We start from the raw sequence: 25,620 nt of genomic DNA on the forward strand, positions 1-25,620 counted from the left end.
TTCGTGACCGAGATCACGGGCATCCGCCATTGCCTGTCCCCGTGGTGTCGAAGGCGACGCCGAAGGAGTTCACATGAGTACGGAAAGCTCCGCCGCACGGCGGCCAGAGGAAACCGACGTCAAGGCCTCAGGCCTGAAGAAAGTCGTCACGGCCTCCATGGCCGGAACAGTTGTTGAGTGGTACGAGTTCTTCCTCTATGCCTCGGCCGCAACTTTGGTGTTCGGCAAGATGTTCTTCCCCAATTCAGGCACCGAACTGGATGGCATCATCGCCGCCTTCGTCACCTATGCCGTTGGCTTCGTGGCCCGTCCCATCGGCGGCATCGTCTTCGGCCACTTCGGTGACAAGTTCGGCCGCAAGCAGTTGCTGCAGCTCAGCATCATCCTGGTGGGTGTGGCCACCTTCCTTATGGGGTGCCTGCCCACCTTCGCCCAGATCGGCTACTGGGCCCCCGCCCTCCTGGTGTTCCTGCGCTTCGTCCAGGGCTTCGCCGTCGGCGGTGAATGGGGCGGTGCCGTCCTGCTGGTTGCCGAGCACAGCCCCAACAAGTCCCGCGGGTTCTGGTCCAGCTGGCCGCAGTCAGCGGTGCCGATGGGCAACCTCCTGGCCACCGGTGTGCTGTTCACCCTTTCGGCCACACTTTCGCAGGAAGCGTTCCTCGGCTGGGGCTGGCGCGTCGCCTTCTGGCTCTCGGCCGTGATCGTGATCGTTGGCTACTACATCCGCACCAAGGTCCAGGACGCGCCGATCTTTCTTGAGGCCCGCAAGGAAGTCACAGTGGAGAACAAGGGTTACGGAGTTGCAGAAGTCTTCCGCCGCTATCCGCGCGGCGTCTTCACCGCCATGGGCCTGCGTTTTGCCGAGAACATCCTCTACTACCTCGTGGTGACTTTCTCCATCACGTACCTCAAGGTCGTTGTTGAAACCGACACCTCCCGCATCCTCCTGCTACTGCTCGTGGCGCACTTCATCCACTTCTGCGCCGTCCCGCTCGTCGGAAAGATGTCCGATGCGTTCGGCCGGCGCCCGGTCTACATGGCAGGCGCCATCCTGGGCGGCACCTGGGGCTTCTTCGCCTTCCCCATGATGGACACCGCCAATGACATCATCATCCTGGCCGCCATCACCATCGGCCTGCTGTTCCACGCACTGATGTACGCGGGCCAGCCGTCCATCATGGCCGAGATGTTCCCCACCCGGATGCGGTACTCGGGCGTTTCCTTGGGCTACCAGGTGACCTCCATCGTCGCCGGTTCATTGGCACCGATCATCGCCACATCGCTGCTGAGCAGTTTCAATTCCTCCACTCCGGTGGCGCTGTACCTGCTGGGAGCCTGCATCGTGACGGCAATCTCCGTGTTCTTCCTTAAGGAAACCCGCGGTATCTCGCTCCATGACGTGGACGCAGCAGACGCGCAGGGAACGGCGGACCTTCTCGCGGCCGGCAAGAAGTAGCCAGCGGCACCACAAGAAGCCAATGGCACGCCTACTGCCCGGACCCGCGATCACGCAGGCCCGGGCAGTTGGCGTCAGTATCTTCGACGACGTCAGGATTTTCCATGAAAGCAGCCGTTCTTTACGCCACGGTCCCGTCCGGAACCAGGTACACCGAAGCGCGCCCCCTTCAGGTGGAGGAGCTTGACCGGCCCGAGCCCCGCGCCGGCGAACTGGGCATCGCCATCACCTATTCGAGCCTGTGCCACTCAGACTTGTCCGTGGTGGACGGTTCCCGCGTCAGGCCGCTCCCCATGGCGCTGGGGCACGAGGCTGTAGGACGGGTCGCCGTAGTGGGCGAGGGTGTCACGGATGTTTCGCCCGGCGACCATGTGGTGCTCGTCTTCGTCCCCAGCTGTGGTGACTGCCGCGCATGCCGGGCGGGCCGCCCTGCGCTTTGCCACCGCGCGGCGGAAGTGAACGGGTCGGGCGACCTGCTGCACGGTGAGGCCTTGCTGCGGACGCCAGCGGGGGAGCGGATCAACCACCATCTGGGGGTTTCAGCCTTCGCCGACTACGCCGTGGTGGCCCGGGAGTCGGTAGTGGTCATCGACGACGACGTCCCGGACAGTGTCGCGGCAATGTTCGGTTGCGCCGTGCTCACCGGGATGGGAGCCGTCCTTAACACCGCGGCTGTCCAGCCCGGCCAGTCCGTAGCTGTCTTCGGGCTCGGTGCCGTGGGGCTCTCGGCCGTTATGGCGGCGGCGCTCGCCGGTGCCTCCTCCGTGATCGCGATCGATCCCAATGCCGGTAAGCACGGTCTTGCCCTGAAGTGCGGGGCAACGGCCGTGGGGACCCCGGACGACGCTGCCCGCCTGATTGCCGCGGCCTCCGGTGACGGCGTGGATACCGCCGTCGAAGCTGTGGGGTCAGCCAGGGTGATTGCATCGTGCCTGGAGCATGTCACGCGCGGCGGCGCCGTGGTCTCGGTAGGGCTGCCGCATCCGACGGCGGAATTGACGGTGCCCGCGCTCCAGTTCGCCGGTGCGGGCAAGCGGCTGCTGGGCTCGTACATGGGTGACGCGGTTCCTGGGCGGGACATCCCCCTCTACCTTGGCTACTGGCGGGAGGGCAGGCTTCCCGTTGAACTGCTGCACACCGATACCCGGCCGCTGGACGAGATCAACGAAGGCCTTGACGCGCTCGCCGCGGGACTGGTGGTCAGGCGGCTCTTCAAGGCCTGACGGCGAAGCAGGATGCCCAGGGCCCTAGGCAGACAAAAGGTCCTGGCGGGCCGCCACTTCTTCCTTCAGGGCAGCAATTACGGCCCGCACCCTGGCCGAGCGGAGCGATTCCGGCCGGGCCACCGCCCAGATGGGCACCTGGCGCTGGAAGGCGTCCGGAAGGACCGGAACGAACTCCGGATTCCGCGCCACCATAAAGTTCGGGAGCAGCCCGATGCCGGCGCCGCGGCGCACCGCCTCCACCTGGGCAAAGATGCTCGTCGCCTGGAAGCTGGATTTCGGCATCGGCAACTGCGAGGACCGGTGGCCCAGTTCGGCAACCTGCAGGGCGGACTCAACGTAAGAGACGAAGCCGTGCTGCCTCACGCCGTCGGGCGTTTCCGGTAAGCCCCGCTCGGCGGCGTAGGCAGGGCTTGCGTAGAGCCGCAGGAAGTAGTTGGTCAGGAAAATGGCCTGCGCGTTGCTCACGTCCGTGCGTCCCACCACCACTTCCAGGTCCACGCCGGAGCGGTTCTGGCTGACCTTGCGCGTAGCGCTGAGCATCTCCACATCCAGCAGCGGGTGCCGCTGCTGGATGCGGACCAGGGCAGGAGTCACGAATTCGGCGCCGAAACCATCAGAAGTGCTGATGCGCACCATGCCGGACACGGCATCCCGGTCCTGGCCCACGACGGCGGCCAGTGACCCCAGCGTTTCCTCGATGGTTTCCGCCGCTGCGACGGCGGAGGCGCCAAGCTCCGTGAGCTCCCAGCCGTGCGGAGTGCGCTCCAGCGTTCGGCCACCCAGTTGCTTGTCGAGGGCGAGGATCCGCCGCGAAATGGTGGTGTGCGTAGTACCCATCGTTTCCGCCACGGCGTTGAAGCGGCCCAGCCGGGCCACAGTGAGCAAAATCAGCAGGTCGTCCGGACTTGGAAGCTGCGCCACCTGGTGTCCCTTCATTCGTGTGCATCAGTGCACATACCGTCTGTGATTTTTCCCCTTGTTTGCACTGTAGCAGGGTGTGATGGTGGACACAGACCTTCCGGCTGATCCTGGCCGGAGGCACAGCAAAGGAGCTTATGCCATGGCAGTAGTGGGTTGGATCGGTTTGGGAAACATGGGCGGGTCCATGTCTGGAAACCTTGCAAAAGCCGGTCACGACGTCCGAGGATTCGACCTCAACCCGGCTGCCCTTGCCGCTGCGGAGGCCGGAGGGGTGAAGCCGGTGGGAAGCATCGCCGAAGCAGTGGCGGGCGCCGACGTCGTCTTCACCATGGTTCCAAAGGGCGAGCACGCGAAGGCCGTCTACCTGGGCACGGACGGGGTGTTGGCGAATGCGGATACGGGCACGCTCCTGGTTGATTCCTCCACCATCGATATTGCCGCCGCGAAGGAGCTGCACGACGCCGCTGCTGCCGCCGGCTTCCGGTTCGTCGACGCCCCGGTTTCGGGTGGCATGAGCGGCGCCAAAGCAGGAACGCTGACGTTTATGGTCGGTGGTGAAGCAGGCGCCGTCGCCGATGCCACGCGTTACATCGAGCCGATGGCCGCAAACGTCATCCCGACCGGTGCAGCGACCACCGGCCAGGCGGCCAAGATCTGCAACAACCTGATGCTCCTGATCAACCTGGCCTCCACTGCTGAAGGTGCCGTGCTGGCCGACCGGCTGGGCCTGGACAAGAAGGTGTTCTGGGACATTGCGTCCGTCTCCTCCGGGGACAGCTGGGCCCTGCGGACCTGGTATCCGGTTCCGGGCGTGGTTCCCACCGCCGCATCCAACAATGACTTCGCGCCCACCTTTACCGCCGAGCTGGCGAACAAGGACATCGGGCTGGCCATCAGCGCTGCCGAGGACACCGGCACCCCGCTTGAAATCGGCAGGCACGTCCAGCAGCTCTACCAGCGCCTCATCGACGCCGGTGAGTCCGGCAAGGACTGCTCCATGATCATCAAGCTCGCCGACGGTTCGCTCGATTCAGCACAGTAGAAAAGAGACTCCCATGCAAACCATTCCGCATTACATCAACGGCGCCCGCGTCACGGACGCAGAACGCTTCGGACCCGTCTTCAACCCCGCTACCGGAGAGCAGGAGAAGCAAGTGGCGCTGGCTTCCGCGGCCCGGGTCGAGGAAGCAATTGCCGCCGCCAGGGCTGCACTGCCGGACTGGCGGGCAACGAGCCTCGCGAGGCGGACCAACATCTTCTTCCGGGTCCGGGAAATCCTCACGCAGCGCAAGTCCGAACTGGCAGCGATCCTCACCAGCGAGCACGGCAAGGTACTGTCCGACGCCGAAGGGGAGATCTCCCGCGGACTTGAGAACATCGAGTTCGCCACGGGGCTGTCCCACATGCTGAAGGGGGAGCGCTCCGAACAGGTCTCCAGCGGCGTCGATGTCCACTCCGTCCGGCAGCCTGTAGGTGTCGTGGCCTGCATCACCCCGTTCAACTTTCCGGCCATGGTGCCGCTCTGGATGATCGGCAGCGCGCTTGCGTGCGGCAATACCGTGCTCCTGAAGCCCAGCGAAAAGGACCCGTCCTCCGCCGTGTTCATCGCGGAAGTCTTCGCGGAAGCAGGACTGCCGGCCGGCGTGCTGAACGTGGTCCAGGGCGACAAGGAGGCGGTGGATGTCCTGCTCGAACACCCGGACGTCAAGGCCGTCAGCTTCGTGGGGTCAACACCCGTCGCGCAGTCGATCTACAAGCGCGCGGCGGACCACGGCAAGCGGGTCCAGGCCCTGGGCGGGGCCAAGAACCACATGGTGGTCCTGCCGGACGCGGACCTGGACATGGCCGCGGATGCCGCCATCTCGGCAGCCTATGGCTCGGCCGGTGAGCGCTGCATGGCAGTCAGCGTGCTCGTCGCCGTCGGCAATATCGCCGACGATCTTGTGGCAGCGATCCGGAGCCGGATGGCCACCCTCCACATCGGTCCGGGAACCGACCCGGCATCCCAGATGGGCCCGCTGATCACCGCCGAACACCGCGACAGGGTGGCCTCTTATGTGGCCGGCGCTGAAAACGAGGGCGCCACGGTGGTTGTCGACGGACGCTCGCAGCAGTTCGATTCCAAGGGGTTTTTCATCGGAGTCAGCCTGGTGGACCACGTCAAACCGGGCATGAAAGTGTACGACGACGAAATCTTCGGCCCCGTGCTGTCCGTTGTCCGGGTTGATACGTACGGCGATGCAGTCCGGCTGGTCAACGACAACGAGTTCGGCAACGGCGTTGCCATCTTCACCCGCGACGGCGGCGCCGCCCGGCAGTTCGAGTTCGACGTCGAGGCAGGCATGGTGGGCGTCAACGTGCCCATCCCGGTTCCGGTGGGTACCTTCTCCTTCGGCGGCTGGAAGAGCTCCCTGTTCGGCGACACGCACATGTACGGCCCGGACAGCATCCGGTTCTACACCCGAGGCAAGGTGGTGACCACCAGGTGGCCGGACCCGTCGACGTCCGTCATCGACCTGGGCTTTCCGCAGGTGGACTGAGGCGGGTCAGCCGTTCATGATTTCGCTGCGGCGGGTCATGTAGTCCTCCATGGAGAGCTCGCCGTTGCTGTACTGGGCATCCAGTTCCGCGAGCTTGCGTGCGCGGTAGCCCTGCGGAGCCGACGGCGGCGGGGGAGTTGCGGGGGCAGCGGGCTGGCGCTGGGGTTCTTCGCCCTGGCCGGGTACCTGCTGCCCCGGCTGGCCGTAACCCGGCTGGCCGTAACCCGGCTGCCCGTAACCCGGCTGCCCGTAGGGCGGAAACTGCTGGTCCATCGGCGGGACCGGAAGAACCGGCGGGAGGGGTTCGCCCGGGAGGGGCCGTGGCCGGTCAAGCTGCCGGAAGCCGCCGGCAAAATAGTCCTGCTGGGTGAAACCGTCCCGGGGCTGGTTCTGCTGGCCCGGGAAACCCTGGCCATTCCCCGGCCCGCCCGGCTGGCCGGGCCCTCCGAAGTACCGCTGGTTCCGGCCCTGGGATGAGCGCCTGTACCAGCGCATCAGGAACGGGATCAGGATGGACAGGATAATAATCCAGAAAAACAGGGAACTCACGGTGCCGGACCTCTCATCGGTGTGGTTCCAGTTTAGTCCCGCGGCCGGGAGCGGGGCTAAACCCAACGCTCCTAGCGGCGGGCCACCTCGTCAGTGCCCTTGGGGCCCTCGCCAGAGCCCAGGGGAACGCCAGGGCCGAAGACGGGACCCGGCGTCGGGCGTTTGGCGCTGATGCCGTCGCCGGAGGACCGGTGCCGGAGCCGGCGGATCACCCAGGGGACGAAGTACTCCCTGGCCCAGACGAGGTCATTGGAACGGGCCTCCCGCCAGCTGACGGGCGGCAGGGGCTTGGGCGCCAGCGGCTCCAGAGAGTGCTCGACGTTCAGCGCGTCGAGCACCATGGCGGCGATGGTGTGGTGGCCCAGCGGGGAGAAGTGCAGCCTGTCCGCGTCCCACATCTGCGGATCACCCAGCTGCCGCAGGGACCACATGTCCGCAATGATGGCGTCGTGCCGGGCCGCTACCGTGCGCAGGTTTTCGTTATAGATGGCCACCTTGCTGCGGATCCTGCTGAGCACGGAGGAACCGGTGTCCGGGCCGTTGAAGAGTACGACCGTGGCGCCGCTCATGGACAGGATCTGCACTACGGAATCCAGTTTTTCCGCCAGGGCATCAGGATCGCCACCGGGCCGGATGAGGTCGTTGCCGCCGGCAGAGAGCGTCACCAGGTCCGGCTTCAGCGCCAGGCACGGGGCCAACTGCTGGTCAACGATTTGCTGGAGCAGCCGGCCGCGGACTGCAAGGTTGGCGTACGCGAAGTCTTCGTGGCCTTTGCTGAGTTCTTCGGCCACACGGTCTGCCCAGCCGCGGAAGCCGCCGGGGCGGGAAGGTTCGGGGTCGCCGATGCCCTCCGTAAAGGAGTCTCCCAGGGCGACGTACCGGCTCCAGGGATGGTTTGCGTCGGGTTCCATTTCAGTCACGCCCCTATCCTGCCTCCTAGTCTTCAAGCTACGCCACCGTAGGTTGTTACCGATGAGTAACTGTAACAATGGGAACCATGACTAACGCCCCCGTATTTCCTGCCCCAGTTGTTGTGTGGTCCCAGCCTGAAGAAGACCGGGCAGGCAAGCCGCTGTTGGTGTTCCTGCACGGTTATGGTGCCAACGAACATGACCTGCTGAGCCTGGCGGAGATGCTGCCGGATGATTTTGCTGTGGCTTCGGTGCGCGCGCCCATCGCCATGGGCGCGGGATTTACGTGGTTCCCCTTGACCGGGAGCCTTGACTATTCCCTGGAGGCCGTGAAGAACGCGGCCGGGCATGTCCAGGACTGGCTGGACACCGTCAAGGGCAACCACTCTTCAGTGACGCTGCTGGGATTTTCCATGGGCATGGCCATGGCCACCACCCTGCTCCGGTTCCGGCCCGCCGATTATGCCGCGGTGGTGGGGCTTTCCGGTTTTGTGGTGGACGCCGGCGATGATCCGGACTTCCGGGACGGCGAACTCGACGGCACAGTGCCGTTCTTCTGGGGCCGGGACCAGCAGGATCCGGTGATCACCCAGGACAAGATCGAGTACACCATGGGGTGGGTACGGGGCCACGTGAAGCTGACCAAGGTGCTGTACACCGGCATGTGGCACGGCATTAACCAGCAGGAGATCGGCCACGTTTCGGAGTTCCTCACCCATGAGGTCCTGAAACCCTGACGACGGCGGTCTGCCGGGCAGGAGGCGGGTAGTCAGTCCGCGGCGGGGGCGGAAATCCGGACGCTCCGGCCGTTGACAGTGACGGTGTCGCCGTCGTGCAGCTGGCGGCCGCGGCGCTCGTCGATTTCGCCGTTCACCTTTACCAGCCCGTTTTTGATCAGCTCGGCGGCTTCCACGCCGTCTTCCACCAGGTCTGCCAGCTTAAGCAGTTGGCCCAGCCGGATCATGCTGTCCCGCAGAGGAATTTCCACCATGCTGTTTTCGTCGTTCAGTTCGTCCATGCCCATGGCATCCATCATGCCCGACGCCGGGTCCCGGCGATGACCGCACGCGCGCTCACGCCGGCGCTGGGTCTTCCGCTTGCCGTTGCGGCCGGCCTTGCCATTCCCGCGCAGGGCAGGATCAACGGTGCGCTGGGTGTCCGGCTCAATGACGGGATCGGTGCTGCAGTGGTCAGCTTCACCACGGGGCTGCTGCTGATGCTGGTGGTTTCGTTTGCGCTGCCTGCCGGCCGCGCCAGCCTGTCCCGGGTCCTTCCCGCCCTCCGCAGCCGTGCCTTTCCGCGGATCTACGTAGCTGCCGGTGCCATTGGTGCGCTGTTTGTTTTTGCGCAGTCGTTCACGGTGGGACTCATCGGCGTTGCGCTGTTTACCGTCGCCACTGTCACTGGGCAGACAGTCAGCGGCCTCCTGGTGGACAGCCTCGGGATCGGCCCTGCCGGCCGCAAGCGGCTCACCAGGATCCGGCTGCTGGGCTGCGTGCTGACCATTGCCGCGGTGATCCTGGCAGTATCTCCACGGCTGGGGGCGGCAGGTGCAGGGGGAACGTCCGACGGCGGAACCAGTGCAGGCGGTCTGGCGGCCCTTTTGCTGGTGCTGCTTTTGCCCGTGCTGGCCGGGTTCATGATGAGCTTCCAGCAGGCGATGAACGGCACGGCCACCATGCACTACGGCAGCCCGCTGGCCGCAACACTGATCAACTTCGTCACCGGCGCCGCTGCACTCTGGATTGCCTGGCTGGTGAAGGTCCAGGTCTCAGGCCCCGGCAATCCGCTGCCGGGGGAGTGGTGGTACTACCTGGGCGGCCCCATGGGCTGCATTTTCATCGGCGTGGGGGCACTGCTGGTCCGCAGCCTGGGCGTCCTGCTGACCGGCCTGGGCATGATCGCCGGGCAGCTGGTGGGCTCCCTGGCCCTGGACATTGTTTTTCCCACGGCCGGAACGGTGGTGGCGCCTGCAACAGTCGTGGGCACCCTGCTGACACTTGGCGCTATTGTCCTTGCCACACTGCCCTGGCCGCGGGGAGCCATCCGGCGCCGTGGCCGGTAGGCTAGGTCACGCAGCTTTCCTGCAGTAATTCCCTCGCACCTCCCCGCCCTGCATATTGCCGGACCGGGGCCAGAACCACGGACCGCACCCAGCGGCCCTGGAGAAATTGGAGTCTTCCATGGCAGCAAAATCCGTTCTCGATCAGGTCATTTCCCTCTCCAAGCGGAGGGGCTTTGTGTTCCAGGCCGGTGAGATCTACGGAGGTTCGCGTTCTGCCTGGGACTACGGGCCCCTCGGTGCCGAGCTCAAGGAAAACATCAAGCGCCAGTGGTGGCAGTCCATGGTCCGTGGCCGTGAGGACGTAGTGGGCCTGGACTCCTCCGTGATCCTGCCCCGCCAGGTCTGGGAAGCTTCCGGGCACGTCGAGGTCTTCTCCGACCCCCTGGTGGAATGCCTCTCCTGCCACAAGCGCTACCGTGCTGACCACCTCGAAGAGGAATACGAGGAGAAGAAGGGCCGCCCCGCGGAGAATGGCCTCAAGGACATCGTCTGCGCCAACTGCGGCACCCGTGGCGAATGGACCGAGCCGCAGGAATTCTCCGGCCTGCTGAAGACCTTCCTTGGCCCGGTGGCCAGTGAAGAAGGCATGCACTACCTGCGCCCGGAAACTGCCCAGGGCATCTTCGTGAACTTCAACAACGTCCTCACCACCGCCCGCAAGAAGCCGCCGTTCGGAATCGGCCAGATCGGCAAGTCCTTCCGCAACGAGATCACGCCCGGAAACTTCATCTTCCGCACGCGTGAGTTCGAGCAGATGGAAATGGAATTTTTCGTGGAGCCGGGCACGGACGAGGAATGGCACAAGTACTGGATGAACGAACGCATGTCCTGGTACACGGGCCTTGGCCTGCGTGAGGAAAACCTCCGCTTCTTCGAGCACCCGCTGGAAAAGCTGAGCCACTACTCCAAGGGCACCACGGACATCGAATACCGCTTCGGCTTCCAGGGCTCGGAATGGGGCGAGCTCGAAGGCATCGCCAACCGCACCGACTTTGACCTCTCCACCCACGCCAAGGCCTCCGGCACGGACCTGAGCTACTTCAACCAGGCCACCAACGAGCGCTACACGCCGTACGTGATCGAACCTGCCGCCGGCCTGACCCGCTCGTTTATGGCGTTCCTCATTGACGCTTACACCGAGGATGAGGCCCCCAACGCCAAGGGCGGCGTGGACGTCCGCACCGTGCTCAAGCTCGATCCCCGCCTGGCACCGGTCAAGGCCGCCGTCCTGCCGCTGAGCCGCAACGAGGACCTCTCCCCGAAGGCCAAGGCCCTGGGTGCCCAGCTGCGCAAGAACTGGAACATCGACTTCGACGACGCCGGTGCAATCGGCCGCCGGTACCGCCGCCAGGATGAGATCGGCACGCCGTTCTGCATCACCGTGGACTTCGACACCCTCGAGGACCAGGCAGTCACCATCCGCGAACGGGACACCATGGCCCAGGAACGGGTGTCCCTGGACAAGGTGGAGGGTTACCTGGCCGCACGACTGATCGGCGCCTGAGCATGGCCATCGAATATCGTGAATGGCGCGAAGGCGACGACCTTGCGCTGCTGGAAATCTGGGGAGACCCGGAGACCCACCAGGCCGGCCAGTTCCGTGGCGCGCTGGCCGTTTCGTCCTCCGGTGCCCACGGTGAACCGTGGCGCCGGTGCATCGTGGCCGAGGACGTTGTGGACGGCATCGGCATTCCGGTGGCAGCCGGGGTTGTCTATGAGGCTTCCCTGCACCCGGAGCGGCTGTGGGCCTACATCGAAGTGGCGCGGGACCACCGCCGTGCCGGCATCGGTGCCACGCTGCTGACCATGCTGCGCCGCGAAGCTGAGGAATCGCCGTCGGGCGTTTCCAGGCTTCGGGCAAAAGTGCAGCCGGGCACCGCGGGTGCCGCCTTCGCCGAAACCTTCGGCCTCAAGCCCATCCAGCGATCACGCCTGGTGGTGGTGGACGCCGCAGCCCTGCGCCTGCCTGCCTTCCCGTCATCCGGGGACGCCGGCGGGCGTCCGGCCAATGGCGAAGACGCCGGGTCAGACATTGTGATGGATCTGGCTACCGGGTCCGTGGAACTCAGCGACGTGGTGGGCCGGTATTACAGTTCAATCCACGGCTGGGATTCACCGGGCACACTGGGTGTTGGCCAGGTCCAGAAGCTGTTCCTGGACGAACTCACGGGAGCCCACGGAGCCATTGTGCTGCGCGCCCGGCCCGAATCGGCGTTTGGCAGTTCCGTGGCGCCCGCGAAGAAGGGCCGGATCAGGGCGTTCGCCGTCAGCTATGCCGACGCCATCCAGCCAGGGGAAGGCGCCGGGAGCCAAGAGCCCACGGACGTCTTCATCGGCCATGAGCCGGACCTTGAACAGGACGATGCCGCAGAGGCCGTGCGGGACCTGCTCTCCCTGGTGGCGTACCAGCACCCGGTCATGGTGGAACTGGACGATTCGATGGCAGCCCTGCGTGCCGCCGTCGAACCGCTCCTTGCCGGCGGAAAGGCCCGGCTCGCCGCGCCCGAGACGCTGATCGTTTCGGACTGAACCGCTACCAGGCACAACGAATCATGGGGTCAGGAATCTGATGGGTGCAGGACACTCGCACGGGCACGCGGCAGCAGCGGAACCCACTGCCCAGTCCCTTGAGGTGCGGCGGCGGGCCAACCTTGTACTGGCGGTGATCCTGATTCCGTTGGCGCTGCTCACACTGGCAGGCATGGCCATGCTCTGGCCGTCCGGCAGTAAGGAAGGGATGACGCTGGCCAGCCCGTATTCGGCTGCGCCCGGCGTCACTTTCGACACCGGACGCGTCCAGCGCGTGGCTACGGAACCGTGCGTGGCGGCCAGCGCCGCCCCGGACGGCACGCCCATGCCGCAGGGCTCGGACTGCATGTTCGCCTACACCCAGCCGGACATTGGCGGCAGTCCCGTCAAGGTGGTGATCAACCCGGACGTGGCCAAGTCCGGCGGGGTCTCGGCAGGGGATGACATCCGGTACCTCAACCTCTCCAATGCCCAGGGTGCTACGGAGCAGCAGGGCTCGCCCGCCTACATCTTTGTGGACTTCGTGCGGACGCTGCCCATCGTCTTCCTGGCGGTGCTCTATGCCGTGGTGGTGATCGCGGTGGCGCGCTGGCGTGGCCTGCGGGCGCTGGTGGGTCTGGTGGGTGCCTACTTTGTGCTGGTGAGTTTTATGCTGCCGGGCCTGGCGGAAGGGAAACCGCCGCTGCTGCTGGCGCTGGTGGGCTCCACGGTGATCATGATCGGGGTCCTCTACTTTGCCCATGGCTTCTCCGCCAGGACTTCCACGGCGTTGCTGGGGACCATGTTCGGCCTGCTCATCACGGCGCTGCTGGCGGCCTGGGCAACCGATGCTGCCAACCTGGTGGGTGTGGGCAGCCATGATGCCACCACGTTGATCAATATTTCCGGGAACATCTCGATTTCCGGAATCATCCTCTGTGGCCTCATCATCTCCGGCCTGGGCGTGCTCAACGACGTCACTATCACGCAGTCCTCCGCTGTGTGGGAGCTGTATGAACTGGCGCCGTCCACCAGCGTGCGCAAGCTGTTTACCTCGGCCATGAGGATCGGCCGGGACCACATCGCCTCCACCGTCTACACCATCGCCTTTGCCTACGCTGGTGCCGCGCTGCCGGTGCTGATCATCGTTATGCTCTACGACAGGCCGTTGGGGGAGACCCTCACCAGCGCCGAGCTTTCCGAGGAAGTGATCAGGACTTTGGTGGGCTCCATCGGCCTGGTTCTGGCCATTCCCGTGACCACGCTCATTGCCGTCCTGGTGGTCAAAGCCACGGGTGCCCGGACCCCTGTAGCCAGCACAGCGCCGGACGCCTCGCTTCCCGCAGGAGTGAACGATGCCGGATCGCTGGCTGCCGCCGCAGAGGCCGGACACGATGTGCCCGCGGCTTTTGATGCACCGGATGAGGGCGCTCCGCGGACCCGCCGCGGGCGCCGGGCGGACCGCGGGGAGTAGGGCGGGAACCGATTTGCCCGGATTTGCGACAATGGACAAGTGACTGTTGTAGCAACGCCTCCCGCCCCCAAGCTGGAGCTCCCGCCCCTGAAGCTCGGCCCCATCACCGTGGACACCCCGGTGATCCTGGCGCCCATGGCCGGTATTACCAACTCCGCTTTCCGCCGACTGTGCCGTGAATACGGCGGCGGTATGTACGTGGCGGAAATGGTGACCTCCCGGGCCCTGGTGGAGCGGACTCCGGAATCGCTGCGGATCATCTCCCACGACGAGGATGAGAAGGTCCGCTCTGTCCAGCTCTATGGCGTAGATCCAGTGACGGTCGGAGCGGCAGTGCGCATGCTCGTCGAAGAAGACCGCGCAGACCACATCGACCTCAACTTCGGCTGCCCCGTTCCCAAGGTCACCCGCCGTGGCGGCGGGTCGGCGCTGCCCTGGAAGATTGACCTCTTCACCTTGATCGTGCAGACAGCCGTCAAGGAAGCGTCCAAAGGCAACATCCCGCTGACCATCAAGATGCGCAAGGGCATCGACGACGATCACCTCACCTACCTCGACGCCGGCCGCATCGCCCGCGACGCCGGTGTTGCCGCCGTCGCCCTTCATGGCCGTACAGCGGCGCAGTTCTACTCGGGCCAGGCCGACTGGTCCGCCATCGCCCGCCTCCGCGAGGCCCTGCCGGACATTCCGGTGCTGGGCAACGGCGACATCTGGTCCGCCGAGGACGCTGTCCGGATGGTCCGCGAAACCGGAATCGACGGGGTGGTGGTGGGCCGCGGCTGCCAGGGCCGTCCCTGGGTCTTCGGCGATCTGCAGGCAGCCTTTGAAGGCAGCGACACCAGGTACAAGCCGAACCTCCGGCAGGTGGCGGAGAGCGTCTACCGTCATGCGGAGCTGATGGTGGAGACCTTCGGGGATGAAGGCAAGGCACTGCGTGAGATCCGAAAGCACATCGCGTGGTACTTCAAGGGCTACGTGGTGGGCGGCGAACTCCGTACCCGGCTGGCGCTGGTGACCAGCCTTGAAGTGCTCCGGGAAACCCTGGACCAGCTGGACCTGGAATCGCCCTACCCCGGATCGGACGCCGAAGGCCCGCGGGGCCGCGCAGGTTCCCCCAAGCGGCCGGCACTGCCCAAGGACTGGCTGGAATCACGGTCGCTGAACGAGGACCAGTCGCGGGATATTTCCGCGGCGGAACTGGATGTCTCCGGTGGCTGAAACCGGTACGGCAGGGCAGGTGCTGGGCACGGCCGTGCCCGGATACGAGCCCCGGGACTCCGAACGCTGGGTCCAGGAACCCGTCAAGAGCACTTACCGCTCGGACTTTGAACGGGACCGGGCCCGGGTGCTGCACTCCTCTGCGCTGCGGCGCCTTGGAGCCAAAACCCAGGTTGTGGCTCCGGACACCGACGACTTCGTGCGGACCCGGCTCACCCACAGCCTGGAAGTGGCCCAGGTGGGCCGCGAGCTGGGCCGCACCCTGGGTTGCGATCCGGACGTGGTGGATACGGCATGCCTGAGCCATGACCTCGGCCATCCGCCATTCGGGCACAATGGCGAATCCGCGCTGAATGAGATGGCGCAGGCAATCGGCGGGTTCGAAGGAAATGCGCAGACCCTCCGGCTGCTCACCCGCCTGGAACCCAAAGTGCTGGACGCTGACGGACGGCCGGCGGGGCTCAACCTCACCCGCGCCAGCCTGGACGCGGCCGCCAAGTACCCCTGGTCCGCCCTGCAGGCACCAGTCATCCATGGCCAGCGGACCAGCAAGTTCGGTGCCTACGAGGACGATCTCCCCATCTTCAACTGGATCCGCGAGGGCGCCCCGGAACGCCGCTCCTGCCTCGAAGCGCAGGTGATGGACCTCGCTGACGACATCTCCTATTCCGTCCATGACGTCGAAGACGCCATTGTGGCCGGGCATTTCCAGCTGCGTTGGATGGACAATCCGGACCACCGTGCCCGGGTGGTGGGCTACGCCAGGCAGTGGTACCTGCCGCATAACGATCCCGCCGCGATCGATGCCGCGCTGGCCAGGCTGGAAGCCACGGACGTCTGGGTTCCGGAAGCCGACGGCAGCCGCAAGTCCATGGCGGCGCTGAAGAACATGACCAGCCAGCTGATTGGCCGCTTCTGCCAGAGCGCGCTGGAAACCACCCGGGCCGTGTACGGGCCGGACAACCTCACCCGCTACAACGCCGAGCTGATGGTCCCGGACGAAACCGTGATGGAGATCGCGGTGATGAAAGGCCTGGCCACCACGTTCGTGATGACCACCGAGCACCGGCAGCCCATCTACGAGCGCCAGCGTGAAGTGCTGCACGCCCTGGTCACGGCACTGAGTTCCACCGGTGACCGCCACCTGGAACCGATGTTCGCCGCCGACTGGCGTGACGCTGCCGATGATGCCGCACGGCTGCGTGTAGTGATCGACCAGGTGGCCTCCCTCACTGACGGTTCCGCCCTTGCCCTGTACGAACGCCTGGTAGGCAGCCTGCCCTCGCTGTGGTGACTAGGATGGCTACGTGGCCGGCCTGATCAAACGCGAAGACATTGAAGAAGTACGCCAGCGGACGGACATCAAGGAAGTCATTGACGGCTACGTGACGCTCAAGGGCGCCGGCCTGGGCGCCTGGAAGGGCTTGTGCCCGTTCCATGACGAACGTTCGCCGTCGTTCACGGTGCGCCCGCAGGTGGGCAGGTACCACTGCTTCGGCTGCGGTGAAGATGGCGACGTCATCTCCTTCGTCCAGAAGCAGGACCACTCGTCCTTTTCCGAGGCAGTGGAGAAGCTCGCTGCCCGGATCGGTTACGAACTGCGCTATGAGGACGGCGGCAACGGCCCCAGCCGCGAGGAAGTCGGCCGGCGGCAGCGGCTGCTGGATGCCCACAAGATCGCCGCGGAATTCTTCCGGGCGCAGTTGCTCACCGCCGGTGCCGCTGAAGGCCGGAACTTCCTGCAGGGCCGCGGTTTTGACCGTGCTGCCGCCGAACAGTTCGGCGTCGGATACGCGCCGCAGGGCTGGGACGCGCTGCTCAAGCACCTCCGGGGGCGTGGGTTCACGGATGCTGAGCTGAAATTGACCGGTATGTTTTCTGAAGGCAACCGTGGCATCTATGACCGCTTCCGCGGCCGCCTCATCTGGCCCATCCGGGACATCGCAGGGGACACCATCGGGTTCGGCGCCCGGAAGCTTTACGAGGATGACCAGGGCCCCAAATACCTGAACACCCCGGAGACCACGCTCTACAAAAAGTCCCAGGTCCTTTACGGAATCGATCTCGCCAAGCGCACCATCGCCAAGGAACGCCAGCTGGTGGTGGTGGAGGGCTACACGGACGTTATGGCCTGCCACCTTGCGGGAATTACGACGGCGGTGGCCACCTGCGGCACGGCGTTCGGCACCGAACACATCAAGATCGCCCGTCGCCTCCTTTCAGACGACGGCTCCGGCGGCGAAGTGGTGTTCACTTTCGACGGCGATGCCGCAGGCCAGAAGGCTGCCCTGCGCGCCTTCGAGGAGGACCAGCGGTTTGTGGCCCAGACCTTCGTGGCCGTGGAACCCAGCGGCGCGGATCCGAACGAACTAAGGCTCAGCAGGGGAGACGAGGCCGTCAGGGAACTCATCAAGACCCGGCGGCCGCTGTTTGAATTCGCCATCAAGGCATCGCTGCGCCGCCACAACCTGGACACCGTGGAAGGCCGGGTTTCAGCACTTCGCGAAGCTGCCCCCGTGGTGGCCCAGATCCGGGACTCCAGCATGCGGCCTGCCTATGCCCGCGAGCTTGCCGGCTGGCTGGGCATCTCCGTGGAAGAGGTCAACCGGGCCGTCGGCGTCGCCATCAAGCGGGCCGGCACTCCGGCCCCCGGAGGCAATGCCGCTGCCAACGGCTCCGTCCAGCACACGCAAAGGCCTGCTCCCGGCGTTGCCGACGTTCCGGCGTCGGGAGCTGTTCCTTCCTTCCACCGGCCTGATCCGCGGGACCCCGTGGCCTCCATGGAGCGGCAGGCGATTGAGGTGGCACTGCAGGAGCCCTCTGTCCTGGGCGGCGGCAACTGGGAACGCTTCAGCGCCGCCCGCTTTGCCACACCGGTGTTCCAGGCCATCCATGACGCCATGCGGGCTTCCGGCGTCGGGCTCCTGGCGGACCCGGCCCGCTGGGTGGAGCAGGTCATGCATGAGGTGCCGGAGCCGCTGCGTCCGCTGGTTTCCGAGCTTTCCGTGGTGCCGCTGCCGGCCAGCAACGAGGAAGCCGTACTGCGCTATTGCCGTGACATCCTGGCCGGTCTGTTCGAGCTCCAGATCACCAGGATCAAGGCTGACAAGATGGGCCAGCTGCAGCGCCTGGACGCGACGGCGCATCCGGAGGAATTCCAGCGCCTGAACCGGGAGCTGATGATGCTGGAAATGGAGCGGCGGACGCTCCGCGCAGAAAGCTGAGCCGAGGACGGCCAGGGACGGCCCGGCTTTCCCACCGTAGGGTCGGCCGATTTCGTACCTGGCCGGGCATTTGCTAGGCTTATAGCCGCTTCATTCCTCCTTAGCTCAATTGGCAGAGCATTCGACTGTTAATCGAAGGGTTGCTGGTTCAAGTCCAGCAGGAGGAGCGCGCAGTCCCCGTTCCGGCCTCCGGAACGGGGACTTTTTTATACCCTGGAGGGGTATCTGCGCCCTGTCATGGCGCCGATTTCCCATAGCCGCAAAACGTTTGCTAATGTCATACCTGCTTCATTCCTCCTTAGCTCAATTGGCAGAGCATTCGACTGTTAATCGAAGGGTTGCTGGTTCAAGTCCAGCAGGAGGAGCCAGCCGTAAAAACCCCGCTTCCATCCTGGAAGCGGGGTTTTTTCATACGAAGTCCATTTCCACCTGGAGGAAGCATTCAGCCTCGGCGATTGCTGCTGCGAAGGCTTCGGCCTCGGTGGGTGGCTTCCGCGGCTCGCGGGGATACCACTCGTGGGGCTCGGAGTGCACCCGGACAAAGCCGGCATCCGGGGGTGCGTAGAAGATGGCGAAACGCTGGACCGGCCACTCGGGAGTGGTTTCCGGTGCCACCAGCAATGCTGCGTTGAATGCCGGATTGAACCACTGGGCGATGGGCCGGCGCCGGTCCTCGGTGAAGAGCCCGCCGGCAAACAATGCTGCCGACTGCGGGCTGGTCTGGGCGCACAGCCGGGTCCACCACAGGGGCAGAATGCGCTCATCACAGCGCTGCCACGTGGCCGGATGCGGTGGTTGTTCCTGCGGTTGTTCCTGCCGGTTGGGCACGCTTCCATTTTATCGCCGGAATGCTCCGGGAACAGCCCTCCGGCGCGCGCTCAGCCCGATCACTTCCGGTTCCCGGTCAACTCCGGTTCCAGGGGCCGGGGTTGAGCCTGTACAGCAGTGCCGAGCCAATCAGGGCGCCGAAGATGATTCCGTAGCCTGCGCTGCCCACGGCCCGTCCGGCAAAGTACCCGGCAATACCGCCCACGACGGCGCCAATGAAGAGGCCGCGCGGGTTGCGGTGCGGCTTCCTGCCGGATGACTTCCCGGAGGGCTGTTGCGCCCCGAAGGATGCCGCGGACTTCCGGTGCCTGAAGATATTCCACATGGATTTGCCTGCCGCCGCGGTTGAAGGGGTGTGCCTGACCCATCCTAGGGGTGTTGTCCCACGTCCATGCCGCGCCGTCACGTGCCCTCGCGGAAGGTACAGGGAGGCTCAATGATAGTTTTGAGGGCGGGACTGTGCACCGGCACGAGCCCGGCACCTGCGGAGGCTGTAACAACGATGGATCCAGTTAGGCGGTACCGATGAGTGGACGTCACACCGGACGCACAGGCAAGGGCCTGCGCTTCACTGCGCTGCCTGCCACCTTGCGGCTGATCTTCAAGCTGGCCCCACGCCAGCTCAACGACGAAATTGCGCTCGCCAAAGTCGAAATCAAGCGCAAAGGCATCCAGCTGGGCGTCGCCGCCGCGTTCTTCGGCGTCGCCCTCGTCTTCCTGGGACTGCTGGTCATCGCGCTGGTTGTCGCAGCCATCATGGGCCTGGCCACCGTCATGCCCGCTTGGCTCGCAGCCCTGCTGGTCGCCGCCTTCTTCCTGGTCGTTGCCGGTATAGGTGCCCTGGTGGGCCTGGCCAAGTTCAAGAAGGCCATGCCGCTGATGCCTGAGGAGACGATCCGCGGGATCAAGCACGATCTTGGCGTGGCGAAGGAAGGCTCGGCCTTCAACGCTGCCGTCCTTGACCCGAAGAGCCCGGAGGCCAAGGCGGCAAAGGCGGCCAAGGAAGAAGCGGCCGCCAAGGCAAAGGCTGAGAAGGAAGCCAAGGCGGCAGCGCAGGAGAAGGAGCTGCCGCCGGCCAGCGAGGCCGAGCTCCATCGCAGGCTGTCCATGCGCCGTAAACACCTGGTTGACGTGCGCGACGACCTCGGCGAAGAGCTGGACGTCAAAACGCAGCTGGGCGTGGTCAAGGCGGCCGCAAGCCAGCAGGCCAAAGCCGGTCAGCGGCTGCTGCATAACGGCCGGGAACGCCTTGACGGGACAATGCACAGCCTGGCCGGAGGCAAGGAACTGGACAAGCGCTGGAAGCCCTTGCTGGCACTGGCCACGTCCGGCGCAGTCCTGGTGATTCTCCTCCGCAAGTTCTTCAAGGGGCAGTAGGAACCAGCCATCGGGCAAACGCACGAATAATGGGGGAGTGATGAGATTCATCGGTGCCGGCTCGCGGCCGGGCCACGAACAGGTCGACCATGACCTGGTCTTCACCGTGCCTAATATCCTCACCGTCGTCCGCTTCCTGGGCGTCCCCCTCTTTATGTGGCTGGTCCTGGCCCGCCAGGATTACGGCCTGGGCGTGATCGTCCTGGTGGTTATGGCAGGCACGGACTGGGTGGACGGCTACATCGCGCGCCGCTTCGACCAGGCCTCGAAACTGGGCAGGGTGCTGGATCCCCTGGCCGACCGCCTGGCCCTGATCACCGTAGCCATAACCCTGGTGGTGGCCGGCGTCATCCACTGGCTCTACCTGCTGGCGCTGCTCATTCCCGACGCCATCCTCCTGGCCATGACGCTCTCCTTTTTCCGCGGCCATCCGGATCTTCCCGTCAGCACGGTGGGAAAGATCCGTACCGGACTGCTGCTGGCCGGCACGCCCTTGCTCCTGCTCTCCAAGCTGGACGGTCCGGCGGCAGGAGGATTTTATGTTGCTGCCTGGATCATCCTGGGCCTGGGCCTCGTCGGCCACTGGATCGCGGCGCACAATTACTTCTGGGCCATCCTCCGCAAGGGCCGGCAACAGGGTTCCGGCAATACCGGACGCTATCCGGATGCCGGTAGCAGCTGATGGTGTGGATCGCCGTCCTCCTGGCCGTTATGGGTGCCTTCTGCCTTGCTTTGGGCGCCCAGCGGCAGGGGAGTGCAGTCAAAGCCGATACCGGAGGCCTGGCACTGAATTCCGCCGGCTTCGTTCGGCTGCTCCGCAATCCACGCTGGGTCTTCGGCCTCCTCCTGCTGGGAGCGGGGATGGCCATGAACGCCGTTGCGCTGGTGTCTGCGCCGCTGACAGTGGTGCAGCCGATCGGCGCGATTGCCCTGGTGATCACTACGATCGTGAATGCCAAGGACCAGGGCATCACCATCAACCGGGCCACGGTGGTCGCCATTTCCGCGTGTGTCACCGGCTCCGCGCTGTTTGTGCTCCTCGCCGTGAACGTCACACAGGAAAACCACCACGTCAACGGTGAGGACGAGTTGACCATCGTGCTCCTGCTGGCCATGGCCGTGGGACTCTTCGGGTCGCTGGCGGTGATCTTCAAGCACAGGATGAGCGCCTTCATCTACATCCTGGGAGCAGGCGTCCTGTTCGGTTTTGTCGCCGTCCTGACCCGGATCATCGGCAAGCACCTGCTGGACCCGAACGGACTGTTCATCGCCAACGTCCAGTGGTACAGCGTGCTGGCCATCATCGCCGCCGGCGGCCTGGGTTCCTGGTTTGTCCAGAGCGCCTATTCGGGCGGTCCGCCGGACCTGGTGATCGCCGGGCTGACGGTCATCGATCCGATTGTGGGTATTGCCATCGGAATCATGATCCTGGGCGAGCTCCGGCCCGATGTCCACGCCGTGCTGGCAATTGCCATGGCCACGGCCGCCTTCATTGCTATCGTTGGGGTGATCGCACTGTCAAGGCATCATCCCGAGGTCACCAAGCGCAGGAAGGAAGCGCGGAAGGCCGCCGGCAGTCCGAGCCATTAGCCGATTCTTCATCAGCGGCCCGGCGAACCACGCCAACGGCCAGTGGGCGTTTGGGGGCAAAGCCCCGGCGCCCTGACCACCAGGAGCACTTTACGTGACGACGCCCGCTAACCAGCGCCCCCTGACCATCCTGATCGCAGCGGACACCTATCCGCCCCACGTCAACGGTGCGGCCCAGTTCGGGTACCGCCTGGCCAAGGGAATGACTTCCCGCGGACACGACGTCCATGTCCTGGCCGGACGCGCGGACAAAGGCAAGCCGTTCAGCGAATTCCGATCCGAAGCCACGGTCCACCGGCTGCGCTCCCACAAGGCGTTCACGCATGAGTACTTCCGGATCTGCCTGCCCTGGGAGATCAAGAAGGACATCAGCCTCCTTTTTGACCGCATCAACCCCGACGTGGTGCACATCCAGAGCCACTACATGATCGGCGAGCACGTGCTCTACGAGGCCGTGAAGCGCGGCGTCCGCGTGGTGGCAACCAACCACTTCATGCCGGAAAACCTCAACCCGTTCCTGCCGTTCCCCCAGTGGTTCAAGGACATCGTCGGGAAGGTTTCGTGGCGGGACATGGGCCGCGTGATGGGCCAGGCGGACGTTATTACGACACCCACTCCGCTCGCCGCGAAGGCCATGCACGAGCACGCCTTCCTGGGCAACGTCCTGCCGCTGTCCAACGGAATCGATTCGGCTGCCTACGAACTCCAGCCCGGAGAAGTCATTGAGCCGCACCCGTACCCCACAGTCCTGTTCGCCGGCCGGCTGGCCGAGGAAAAGCACGTGGACGTCCTGATCAAGGCGGTGGCTGCAACGCCTGCGGAGCTTAATGTGCACCTCGAAATTGTTGGCGGCGGTGAGGTCCGGCCCGCCCTGGAGGCCCTGGTTGCGCGCATGGGGCTGCGGGACCGGGTGAAATTCCTGGGCCTGGCCAGTGATGAGGAGCTCCGTGAGGCGTACATCAAGGCGGACGTCTTCTGCATGCCCGGCACGGCCGAACTGCAGTCCCTGGTGACCCTCGAGGCCATGTCAGCGTCAACGCCGGTAGTGCTGGCGGATGCCATGGCGTTGCCGCACCTGGTCCGGGACGGCGAGAACGGCTACCTGTTCAGGCCAATGGACACAGCAGACCTGGCAGCCAAGATCACCAGCATCCTTGAACTCCCGGCTGCCGAGCGGGCAGCCATGGGCAAGGCCAGCCGGGCCATGGTGGAGCCGCACAGCATTGGGTCCACCCTGCAGACGTTCGAAGATCTTTACCGCGGTGCCGGCTACGAGGACAAGTTGGTCTAAGCGCCGCCCCGGGGTTTGCTAGAGTGTTTTTGCCCCTGCGCAGGATGCCGCATTTCTGTGGCTGACACGGCGGGGCAGGGGGCTATAGCTCAGCTGGTTAGAGCGCGGGACTCATAATCCTAAGGTCCTCGGTTCAAGTCCGAGTAGCCCTACATCTTCTCCAAAGGAACCCAGGCAGACTGCTATCTGCCTGGGTTTCTTTTTCTTTTTACCCGGCCTGCGGTATGTTACTGCTCAGTAACTTACCCTTCCCGGTCCGGGTTCCCCGGTCAGCGCTGATCCTTGTGGAGGAACGCCATGTCCCAGTCCGCTCCCGACATCAACAACCTTCCCTACGCCGACGGGGACTTCTTCGCCTTCGAGCAGCTGCTCAGCGAAAAGGAACGCGACAGGCTTGCCGAGATCCGTGAATTCCTGGCCCGTGAGGTCAAGCCGCTTGCCGTGGACTACTGGAACCGGGCCGAATTCCCGTTTGAGCTGATCCCCAAGCTGGCCGAGATCGACCTCGTCAGCCCGGTGCGGCGGCAGGGCCACTCCAATCTGTTTGCCGGCCTGGTGCACGCAGAGGCCACCCGGGCGGATACCTCGATTGCCACCTTCATGGGCGTCCATGACGGATTGTTTACCGGTTCCATTGAGGCGCTTGCCTCCCAGGAGCAGAAGGACGCCTGGCTGCCGGACATCTACTCGCTGAAGAAAATCGGCGCGTTCGGCCTGACCGAACCCCTTGGCGGATCCGATGTTGCCGGCGGTACACGTACCACCGCACGCAAGGAGGGCGACAGCTGGGTGCTCAATGGGGCCAAGCGCTGGATCGGCAATGCCACGTTCTCCGACTGGGTGGTCATTTATGCCCGCGACGTGGCAGACAACCAGGTCAAGGGATTCCTGGTGGACACCAGGCTCCCCGGTTATTCGGCCAGCAAGATCGAGAACAAGATATCCCTGCGCATTGTGCAGAACGCTGACATCACGCTGGACAACGTGGTGGTTCCCGACTTCTACAAGCTGGCCCACGCCAACAGCTTCCGCGACACCAACAAAGTCCTGAAGGTCACCCGCCTGGCGGTGGCCTGGCAGGCAGTTGGCCAGCAGTTGGCTGCCTTCGACGTCGCCCGCCGCTACGCCGTGGAACGCCAGCAGTTCGGCCGCCCCCTGGCCTCCTTCCAGCTGGTCCAAAGCCAGCTGGTGCAGATCCTGGGCAATGCCGTCAGCTCCATGGGAATGATGGTGAGGCTGTCCCAGCTCGAAGATGCCGGACAGGCCAAGGACGAACAGTCCGCGCTGGCCAAGGCCTTCACCACGGCCCGCATGCGCGAGAGCGTTGCGATCGGCCGGAGCCTGCTGGGCGGCAATGGAATAGTCACGGACTTCGAGATGGCCAAGATCTTCTCCGATGCCGAGGCAATCTACTCCTACGAGGGCACCCATGAGGTCAACACTCTGGTGGCCGGACGGTCGATCACCGGCATCTCAGCCATCGTTTGAGCGCTGGCCCGACTGGACAGCGGCAGCAGCACTGAGGGCCTGAGATCCACGAAGAACCCGAGCGGGTTGATGTAATCGCCGTTGCGCCGGACGCCCCAGTGCACGCACGGGACGCTGCCACAATGGCCGGCGTCCACGGTGCCGAGCGCGTCACCGGCCGCCACCGACGCGCCGACGGTGAGGCCGCTGGCCACGGGTTCGAAGCTGCTCTTCAGTCCGCCTCCGTGATCCACGGTGATGACCGGCCGGTCCACCACGGTGCCCACAAAGCTCACAGTGCCCGCGGCAGGCGACGTGAGGGTGGCGGCGTCGGAAGTGGTGGCCAGGTCCACGCCGCGGTGCCCGCTCAGCCACGGCTTGTCCGGCGGATCAAAATCCCGGAGCACAGTACTGCGGACAACCGCCGGCCTGGGGTGCAGCGGCCACTCCCAGGCCGTTCCCGGAGTGGCCGCGGCAGCTGGCCCCGATTGTTGGCCGGCAGCTGCGGGCTGTGCTCCCGCCAGTGCCGAGGGCAGCAACAGTGTGGTTGGCAGCAGTGCGGTCAGCAATATGGCGGACTTAACCCTCCGGATGGCCTTCATGGCTCCAGCATGGAGGGTCGGGAAATTCCGCGTAACCCCGGCCTTTGCCTATGTGGATAGCTGTGTCCATACCCGTGGCCGGTGCCCCTGTGCCATCCGGTTCCTGGCGTCGGGAGACTGGCTGCTGTAGTACACTGGGTGGAGCAGTTTGCTGTGCCCTCAACGCTTTCATTTTTCATGGATGCGTCGGCACGTCTCATTCAGAGGTGTGGGGGAGCAGTGGCTGACTACGCGTATCCATCCCTCCTTCAACGAAGCCCCCGGGTTCCGGCAGGGGAGGGTTGTGCCTCCTGCGGTCATCGCCTTCGGCGGTGATGGGAAGTGCAACGGATGCCAGGGGCTGAGCCTGAACCGGGTGAAGCTAAATAACCGT

24 protein-coding genes and 3 tRNA genes are annotated in these 25,620 nt (G+C 65.0%); 20 read left to right on the forward strand and 7 right to left on the reverse strand.

Features of this window, described 5'->3' with window-relative positions; translation table 11 throughout:
* The first annotated feature begins 73 nt into the window (after positions 1 to 73).
* Entirely contained in the window at positions 74 to 1,456 is a 1,383-nt protein-coding gene (locus tag ACPJW8_RS05820) for an MFS transporter (protein WP_330186868.1), read from the forward strand.
* A 104-nt stretch (positions 1,457 to 1,560) separates the two neighbouring features.
* Positions 1,561 to 2,679, forward strand: a complete 1,119-nt coding sequence (locus ACPJW8_RS05825) for a zinc-binding dehydrogenase (RefSeq protein ID WP_330186869.1) — start codon at positions 1,561 to 1,563, stop codon at positions 2,677 to 2,679.
* 24 nt (positions 2,680 to 2,703) lie between these two features.
* Here ACPJW8_RS05825 and ACPJW8_RS05830 read toward each other — a convergent pair whose 3' ends face one another.
* Positions 2,704 to 3,603: a LysR family transcriptional regulator gene (locus ACPJW8_RS05830; protein ID WP_330186870.1), complete on the reverse strand. Its 900-nt coding sequence runs from the start codon at positions 3,601 to 3,603 to the stop codon at positions 2,704 to 2,706.
* Between the two features lie 139 nt (positions 3,604 to 3,742).
* Here ACPJW8_RS05830 and mmsB point away from each other — a divergent pair, with 139 nt between their 5' ends.
* Positions 3,743 to 4,645, forward strand: a complete 903-nt coding sequence (gene mmsB, locus ACPJW8_RS05835; protein WP_330186871.1) for a 3-hydroxyisobutyrate dehydrogenase — start codon at positions 3,743 to 3,745, stop codon at positions 4,643 to 4,645.
* 13 nt (positions 4,646 to 4,658) lie between these two features.
* On the forward strand, positions 4,659 to 6,143 hold the full coding sequence (locus tag ACPJW8_RS05840; RefSeq protein WP_330186872.1) for a CoA-acylating methylmalonate-semialdehyde dehydrogenase: 1,485 nt from the start codon (positions 4,659 to 4,661) through the stop codon (positions 6,141 to 6,143).
* 6 nt (positions 6,144 to 6,149) lie between these two features.
* Here ACPJW8_RS05840 and ACPJW8_RS05845 read toward each other — a convergent pair whose 3' ends face one another.
* Complete coding sequence (locus tag ACPJW8_RS05845) at positions 6,150 to 6,692, reverse strand: hypothetical protein (protein WP_330186873.1); 543 nt, start codon at positions 6,690 to 6,692, stop codon at positions 6,150 to 6,152.
* A gap of 71 nt (positions 6,693 to 6,763) precedes the next feature.
* Complete coding sequence (locus ACPJW8_RS05850; RefSeq protein WP_330187030.1) at positions 6,764 to 7,603, reverse strand: SGNH/GDSL hydrolase family protein; 840 nt, start codon at positions 7,601 to 7,603, stop codon at positions 6,764 to 6,766.
* A gap of 86 nt (positions 7,604 to 7,689) precedes the next feature.
* Here ACPJW8_RS05850 and ACPJW8_RS05855 point away from each other — a divergent pair, with 86 nt between their 5' ends.
* The gene (locus tag ACPJW8_RS05855) at positions 7,690 to 8,340 is read left to right on the forward strand and encodes a phospholipase (RefSeq protein WP_330186874.1); all 651 of its coding nucleotides are present in this window, start codon (positions 7,690 to 7,692) and stop codon (positions 8,338 to 8,340) included.
* Between the two features lie 32 nt (positions 8,341 to 8,372).
* Here ACPJW8_RS05855 and ACPJW8_RS05860 read toward each other — a convergent pair whose 3' ends face one another.
* A complete protein-coding gene (locus tag ACPJW8_RS05860) occupies positions 8,373 to 8,621 on the reverse strand; it encodes an RNA-binding S4 domain-containing protein (RefSeq protein ID WP_330186875.1) in 249 nt (82 codons plus the stop codon).
* Between the two features lie 39 nt (positions 8,622 to 8,660).
* Here ACPJW8_RS05860 and ACPJW8_RS05865 point away from each other — a divergent pair, with 39 nt between their 5' ends.
* The 9 genes from ACPJW8_RS05865 to ACPJW8_RS05905 all read left to right on the forward strand — a co-directional run bounded on the left by ACPJW8_RS05865 (position 8,661) and on the right by ACPJW8_RS05905 (position 18,460).
* Positions 8,661 to 9,668 carry a DMT family transporter gene (locus tag ACPJW8_RS05865; RefSeq protein ID WP_330186876.1) on the forward strand — a complete coding sequence of 336 codons (1,008 nt, stop codon included), beginning with the start codon at positions 8,661 to 8,663 and terminating at the stop codon, positions 9,666 to 9,668.
* 118 nt (positions 9,669 to 9,786) lie between these two features.
* Positions 9,787 to 11,172: a glycine--tRNA ligase gene (locus ACPJW8_RS05870; RefSeq protein WP_330186877.1), complete on the forward strand. Its 1,386-nt coding sequence runs from the start codon at positions 9,787 to 9,789 to the stop codon at positions 11,170 to 11,172.
* 2 nt (positions 11,173 to 11,174) lie between these two features.
* Positions 11,175 to 12,197 carry a GNAT family N-acetyltransferase gene (locus tag ACPJW8_RS05875; protein WP_330186878.1) on the forward strand — a complete coding sequence of 341 codons (1,023 nt, stop codon included), beginning with the start codon at positions 11,175 to 11,177 and terminating at the stop codon, positions 12,195 to 12,197.
* Positions 12,198 to 12,237: 40 nt separating this feature from the next.
* The gene (locus tag ACPJW8_RS05880) at positions 12,238 to 13,650 is read left to right on the forward strand and encodes a YibE/F family protein (RefSeq protein ID WP_330186879.1); all 1,413 of its coding nucleotides are present in this window, start codon (positions 12,238 to 12,240) and stop codon (positions 13,648 to 13,650) included.
* 39 nt (positions 13,651 to 13,689) lie between these two features.
* Complete coding sequence (gene dusB, locus ACPJW8_RS05885; protein WP_330186880.1) at positions 13,690 to 14,868, forward strand: tRNA dihydrouridine synthase DusB; 1,179 nt, start codon at positions 13,690 to 13,692, stop codon at positions 14,866 to 14,868.
* Complete coding sequence (locus tag ACPJW8_RS05890; RefSeq protein WP_330186881.1) at positions 14,852 to 16,162, forward strand: deoxyguanosinetriphosphate triphosphohydrolase; 1,311 nt, start codon at positions 14,852 to 14,854, stop codon at positions 16,160 to 16,162. Before dusB ends, ACPJW8_RS05890 begins: the two co-directional genes overlap by 17 nt.
* Before the next feature lie 13 nt (positions 16,163 to 16,175).
* A complete protein-coding gene (dnaG, locus tag ACPJW8_RS05895) occupies positions 16,176 to 18,092 on the forward strand; it encodes a DNA primase (protein ID WP_330186882.1) in 1,917 nt (638 codons plus the stop codon).
* A gap of 94 nt (positions 18,093 to 18,186) precedes the next feature.
* Positions 18,187 to 18,259 (forward strand) — tRNA-Asn (locus ACPJW8_RS05900).
* A gap of 125 nt (positions 18,260 to 18,384) precedes the next feature.
* Positions 18,385 to 18,460: transfer RNA gene (locus ACPJW8_RS05905), tRNA-Asn, on the forward strand.
* Positions 18,461 to 18,500: 40 nt separating this feature from the next.
* Here ACPJW8_RS05905 and ACPJW8_RS05910 read toward each other — a convergent pair.
* A complete protein-coding gene (locus ACPJW8_RS05910) occupies positions 18,501 to 18,920 on the reverse strand; it encodes a hypothetical protein (protein ID WP_330186883.1) in 420 nt (139 codons plus the stop codon).
* Positions 18,921 to 18,996: 76 nt separating this feature from the next.
* Entirely contained in the window at positions 18,997 to 19,245 is a 249-nt protein-coding gene (locus tag ACPJW8_RS05915) for a hypothetical protein (RefSeq protein ID WP_330186884.1), read from the reverse strand.
* A gap of 200 nt (positions 19,246 to 19,445) precedes the next feature.
* On the opposite strand from ACPJW8_RS05915, the gene ACPJW8_RS05920 reads away from it, so the two are divergent.
* The 6 genes from ACPJW8_RS05920 (at position 19,446) to ACPJW8_RS05945 (ending at position 24,666) form a co-directional block, all read left to right on the forward strand.
* Positions 19,446 to 20,297: a phage holin family protein gene (locus ACPJW8_RS05920; protein WP_330186885.1), complete on the forward strand. Its 852-nt coding sequence runs from the start codon at positions 19,446 to 19,448 to the stop codon at positions 20,295 to 20,297.
* Between the two features lie 40 nt (positions 20,298 to 20,337).
* Positions 20,338 to 20,979: a CDP-alcohol phosphatidyltransferase family protein gene (locus ACPJW8_RS05925; protein WP_330187031.1), complete on the forward strand. Its 642-nt coding sequence runs from the start codon at positions 20,338 to 20,340 to the stop codon at positions 20,977 to 20,979.
* A complete protein-coding gene (locus tag ACPJW8_RS05930) occupies positions 20,979 to 21,887 on the forward strand; it encodes a DMT family transporter (protein WP_330186886.1) in 909 nt (302 codons plus the stop codon). The genes ACPJW8_RS05925 and ACPJW8_RS05930 overlap by 1 nt, the downstream gene beginning before the upstream one ends.
* A 94-nt stretch (positions 21,888 to 21,981) precedes the next feature.
* Positions 21,982 to 23,178: a glycosyltransferase gene (locus tag ACPJW8_RS05935; protein WP_330186887.1), complete on the forward strand. Its 1,197-nt coding sequence runs from the start codon at positions 21,982 to 21,984 to the stop codon at positions 23,176 to 23,178.
* A gap of 78 nt (positions 23,179 to 23,256) precedes the next feature.
* Positions 23,257 to 23,330 (forward strand) — tRNA-Ile (locus tag ACPJW8_RS05940).
* A 145-nt stretch (positions 23,331 to 23,475) separates the two neighbouring features.
* Positions 23,476 to 24,666: an acyl-CoA dehydrogenase family protein gene (locus tag ACPJW8_RS05945; protein ID WP_330186888.1), complete on the forward strand. Its 1,191-nt coding sequence runs from the start codon at positions 23,476 to 23,478 to the stop codon at positions 24,664 to 24,666.
* On the opposite strand, the gene ACPJW8_RS05950 is transcribed toward ACPJW8_RS05945, so the two are convergent.
* Complete coding sequence (locus ACPJW8_RS05950) at positions 24,594 to 25,247, reverse strand: M23 family metallopeptidase (protein WP_330186889.1); 654 nt, start codon at positions 25,245 to 25,247, stop codon at positions 24,594 to 24,596. The genes ACPJW8_RS05945 and ACPJW8_RS05950 overlap by 73 nt on opposite strands.
* Positions 25,248 to 25,620: the final 373 nt, after the last annotated feature.

This window comes from Pseudarthrobacter sp. J47 (genome assembly GCF_049810315.1).
In the GTDB taxonomy this organism is placed as follows: domain Bacteria; phylum Actinomycetota; class Actinomycetes; order Actinomycetales; family Micrococcaceae; genus Arthrobacter.

What these genes read in the sequence shown, in the direction of transcription:
- ACPJW8_RS05840 (WP_330186872.1), top strand. Translation starts at nt 4,659, where the DNA reads ATGCAAACCATTCCGCATTACATCAACGGCGCCCGCGTCACGGACGCA.
- ACPJW8_RS05850 (WP_330187030.1), bottom strand. Translation starts at nt 7,603, where the DNA reads ATGGAACCCGACGCAAACCATCCCTGGAGCCGGTACGTCGCCCTGGGA.
- ACPJW8_RS05865 (WP_330186876.1), top strand. Translation starts at nt 8,661, where the DNA reads ATGACCGCACGCGCGCTCACGCCGGCGCTGGGTCTTCCGCTTGCCGTT.
- ACPJW8_RS05860 (WP_330186875.1), bottom strand. Translation starts at nt 8,621, where the DNA reads ATGGACGAACTGAACGACGAAAACAGCATGGTGGAAATTCCTCTGCGG.
- ACPJW8_RS05825 (WP_330186869.1), top strand. Translation starts at nt 1,561, where the DNA reads ATGAAAGCAGCCGTTCTTTACGCCACGGTCCCGTCCGGAACCAGGTAC.
- ACPJW8_RS05930 (WP_330186886.1), top strand. Translation starts at nt 20,979, where the DNA reads ATGGTGTGGATCGCCGTCCTCCTGGCCGTTATGGGTGCCTTCTGCCTT.
- ACPJW8_RS05925 (WP_330187031.1), top strand. Translation starts at nt 20,338, where the DNA reads ATGAGATTCATCGGTGCCGGCTCGCGGCCGGGCCACGAACAGGTCGAC.
- ACPJW8_RS05870 (WP_330186877.1), top strand. Translation starts at nt 9,787, where the DNA reads ATGGCAGCAAAATCCGTTCTCGATCAGGTCATTTCCCTCTCCAAGCGG.
- ACPJW8_RS05920 (WP_330186885.1), top strand. Translation starts at nt 19,446, where the DNA reads ATGAGTGGACGTCACACCGGACGCACAGGCAAGGGCCTGCGCTTCACT.
- ACPJW8_RS05820 (WP_330186868.1), top strand. Translation starts at nt 74, where the DNA reads ATGAGTACGGAAAGCTCCGCCGCACGGCGGCCAGAGGAAACCGACGTC.
- mmsB (WP_330186871.1), top strand. Translation starts at nt 3,743, where the DNA reads ATGGCAGTAGTGGGTTGGATCGGTTTGGGAAACATGGGCGGGTCCATG.
- ACPJW8_RS05950 (WP_330186889.1), bottom strand. Translation starts at nt 25,247, where the DNA reads ATGAAGGCCATCCGGAGGGTTAAGTCCGCCATATTGCTGACCGCACTG.
- ACPJW8_RS05880 (WP_330186879.1), top strand. Translation starts at nt 12,238, where the DNA reads ATGGGTGCAGGACACTCGCACGGGCACGCGGCAGCAGCGGAACCCACT.
- ACPJW8_RS05945 (WP_330186888.1), top strand. Translation starts at nt 23,476, where the DNA reads ATGTCCCAGTCCGCTCCCGACATCAACAACCTTCCCTACGCCGACGGG.
- ACPJW8_RS05890 (WP_330186881.1), top strand. Translation starts at nt 14,852, where the DNA reads ATGTCTCCGGTGGCTGAAACCGGTACGGCAGGGCAGGTGCTGGGCACG.
- ACPJW8_RS05855 (WP_330186874.1), top strand. Translation starts at nt 7,690, where the DNA reads ATGACTAACGCCCCCGTATTTCCTGCCCCAGTTGTTGTGTGGTCCCAG.
- ACPJW8_RS05875 (WP_330186878.1), top strand. Translation starts at nt 11,175, where the DNA reads ATGGCCATCGAATATCGTGAATGGCGCGAAGGCGACGACCTTGCGCTG.
- ACPJW8_RS05915 (WP_330186884.1), bottom strand. Translation starts at nt 19,245, where the DNA reads ATGTGGAATATCTTCAGGCACCGGAAGTCCGCGGCATCCTTCGGGGCG.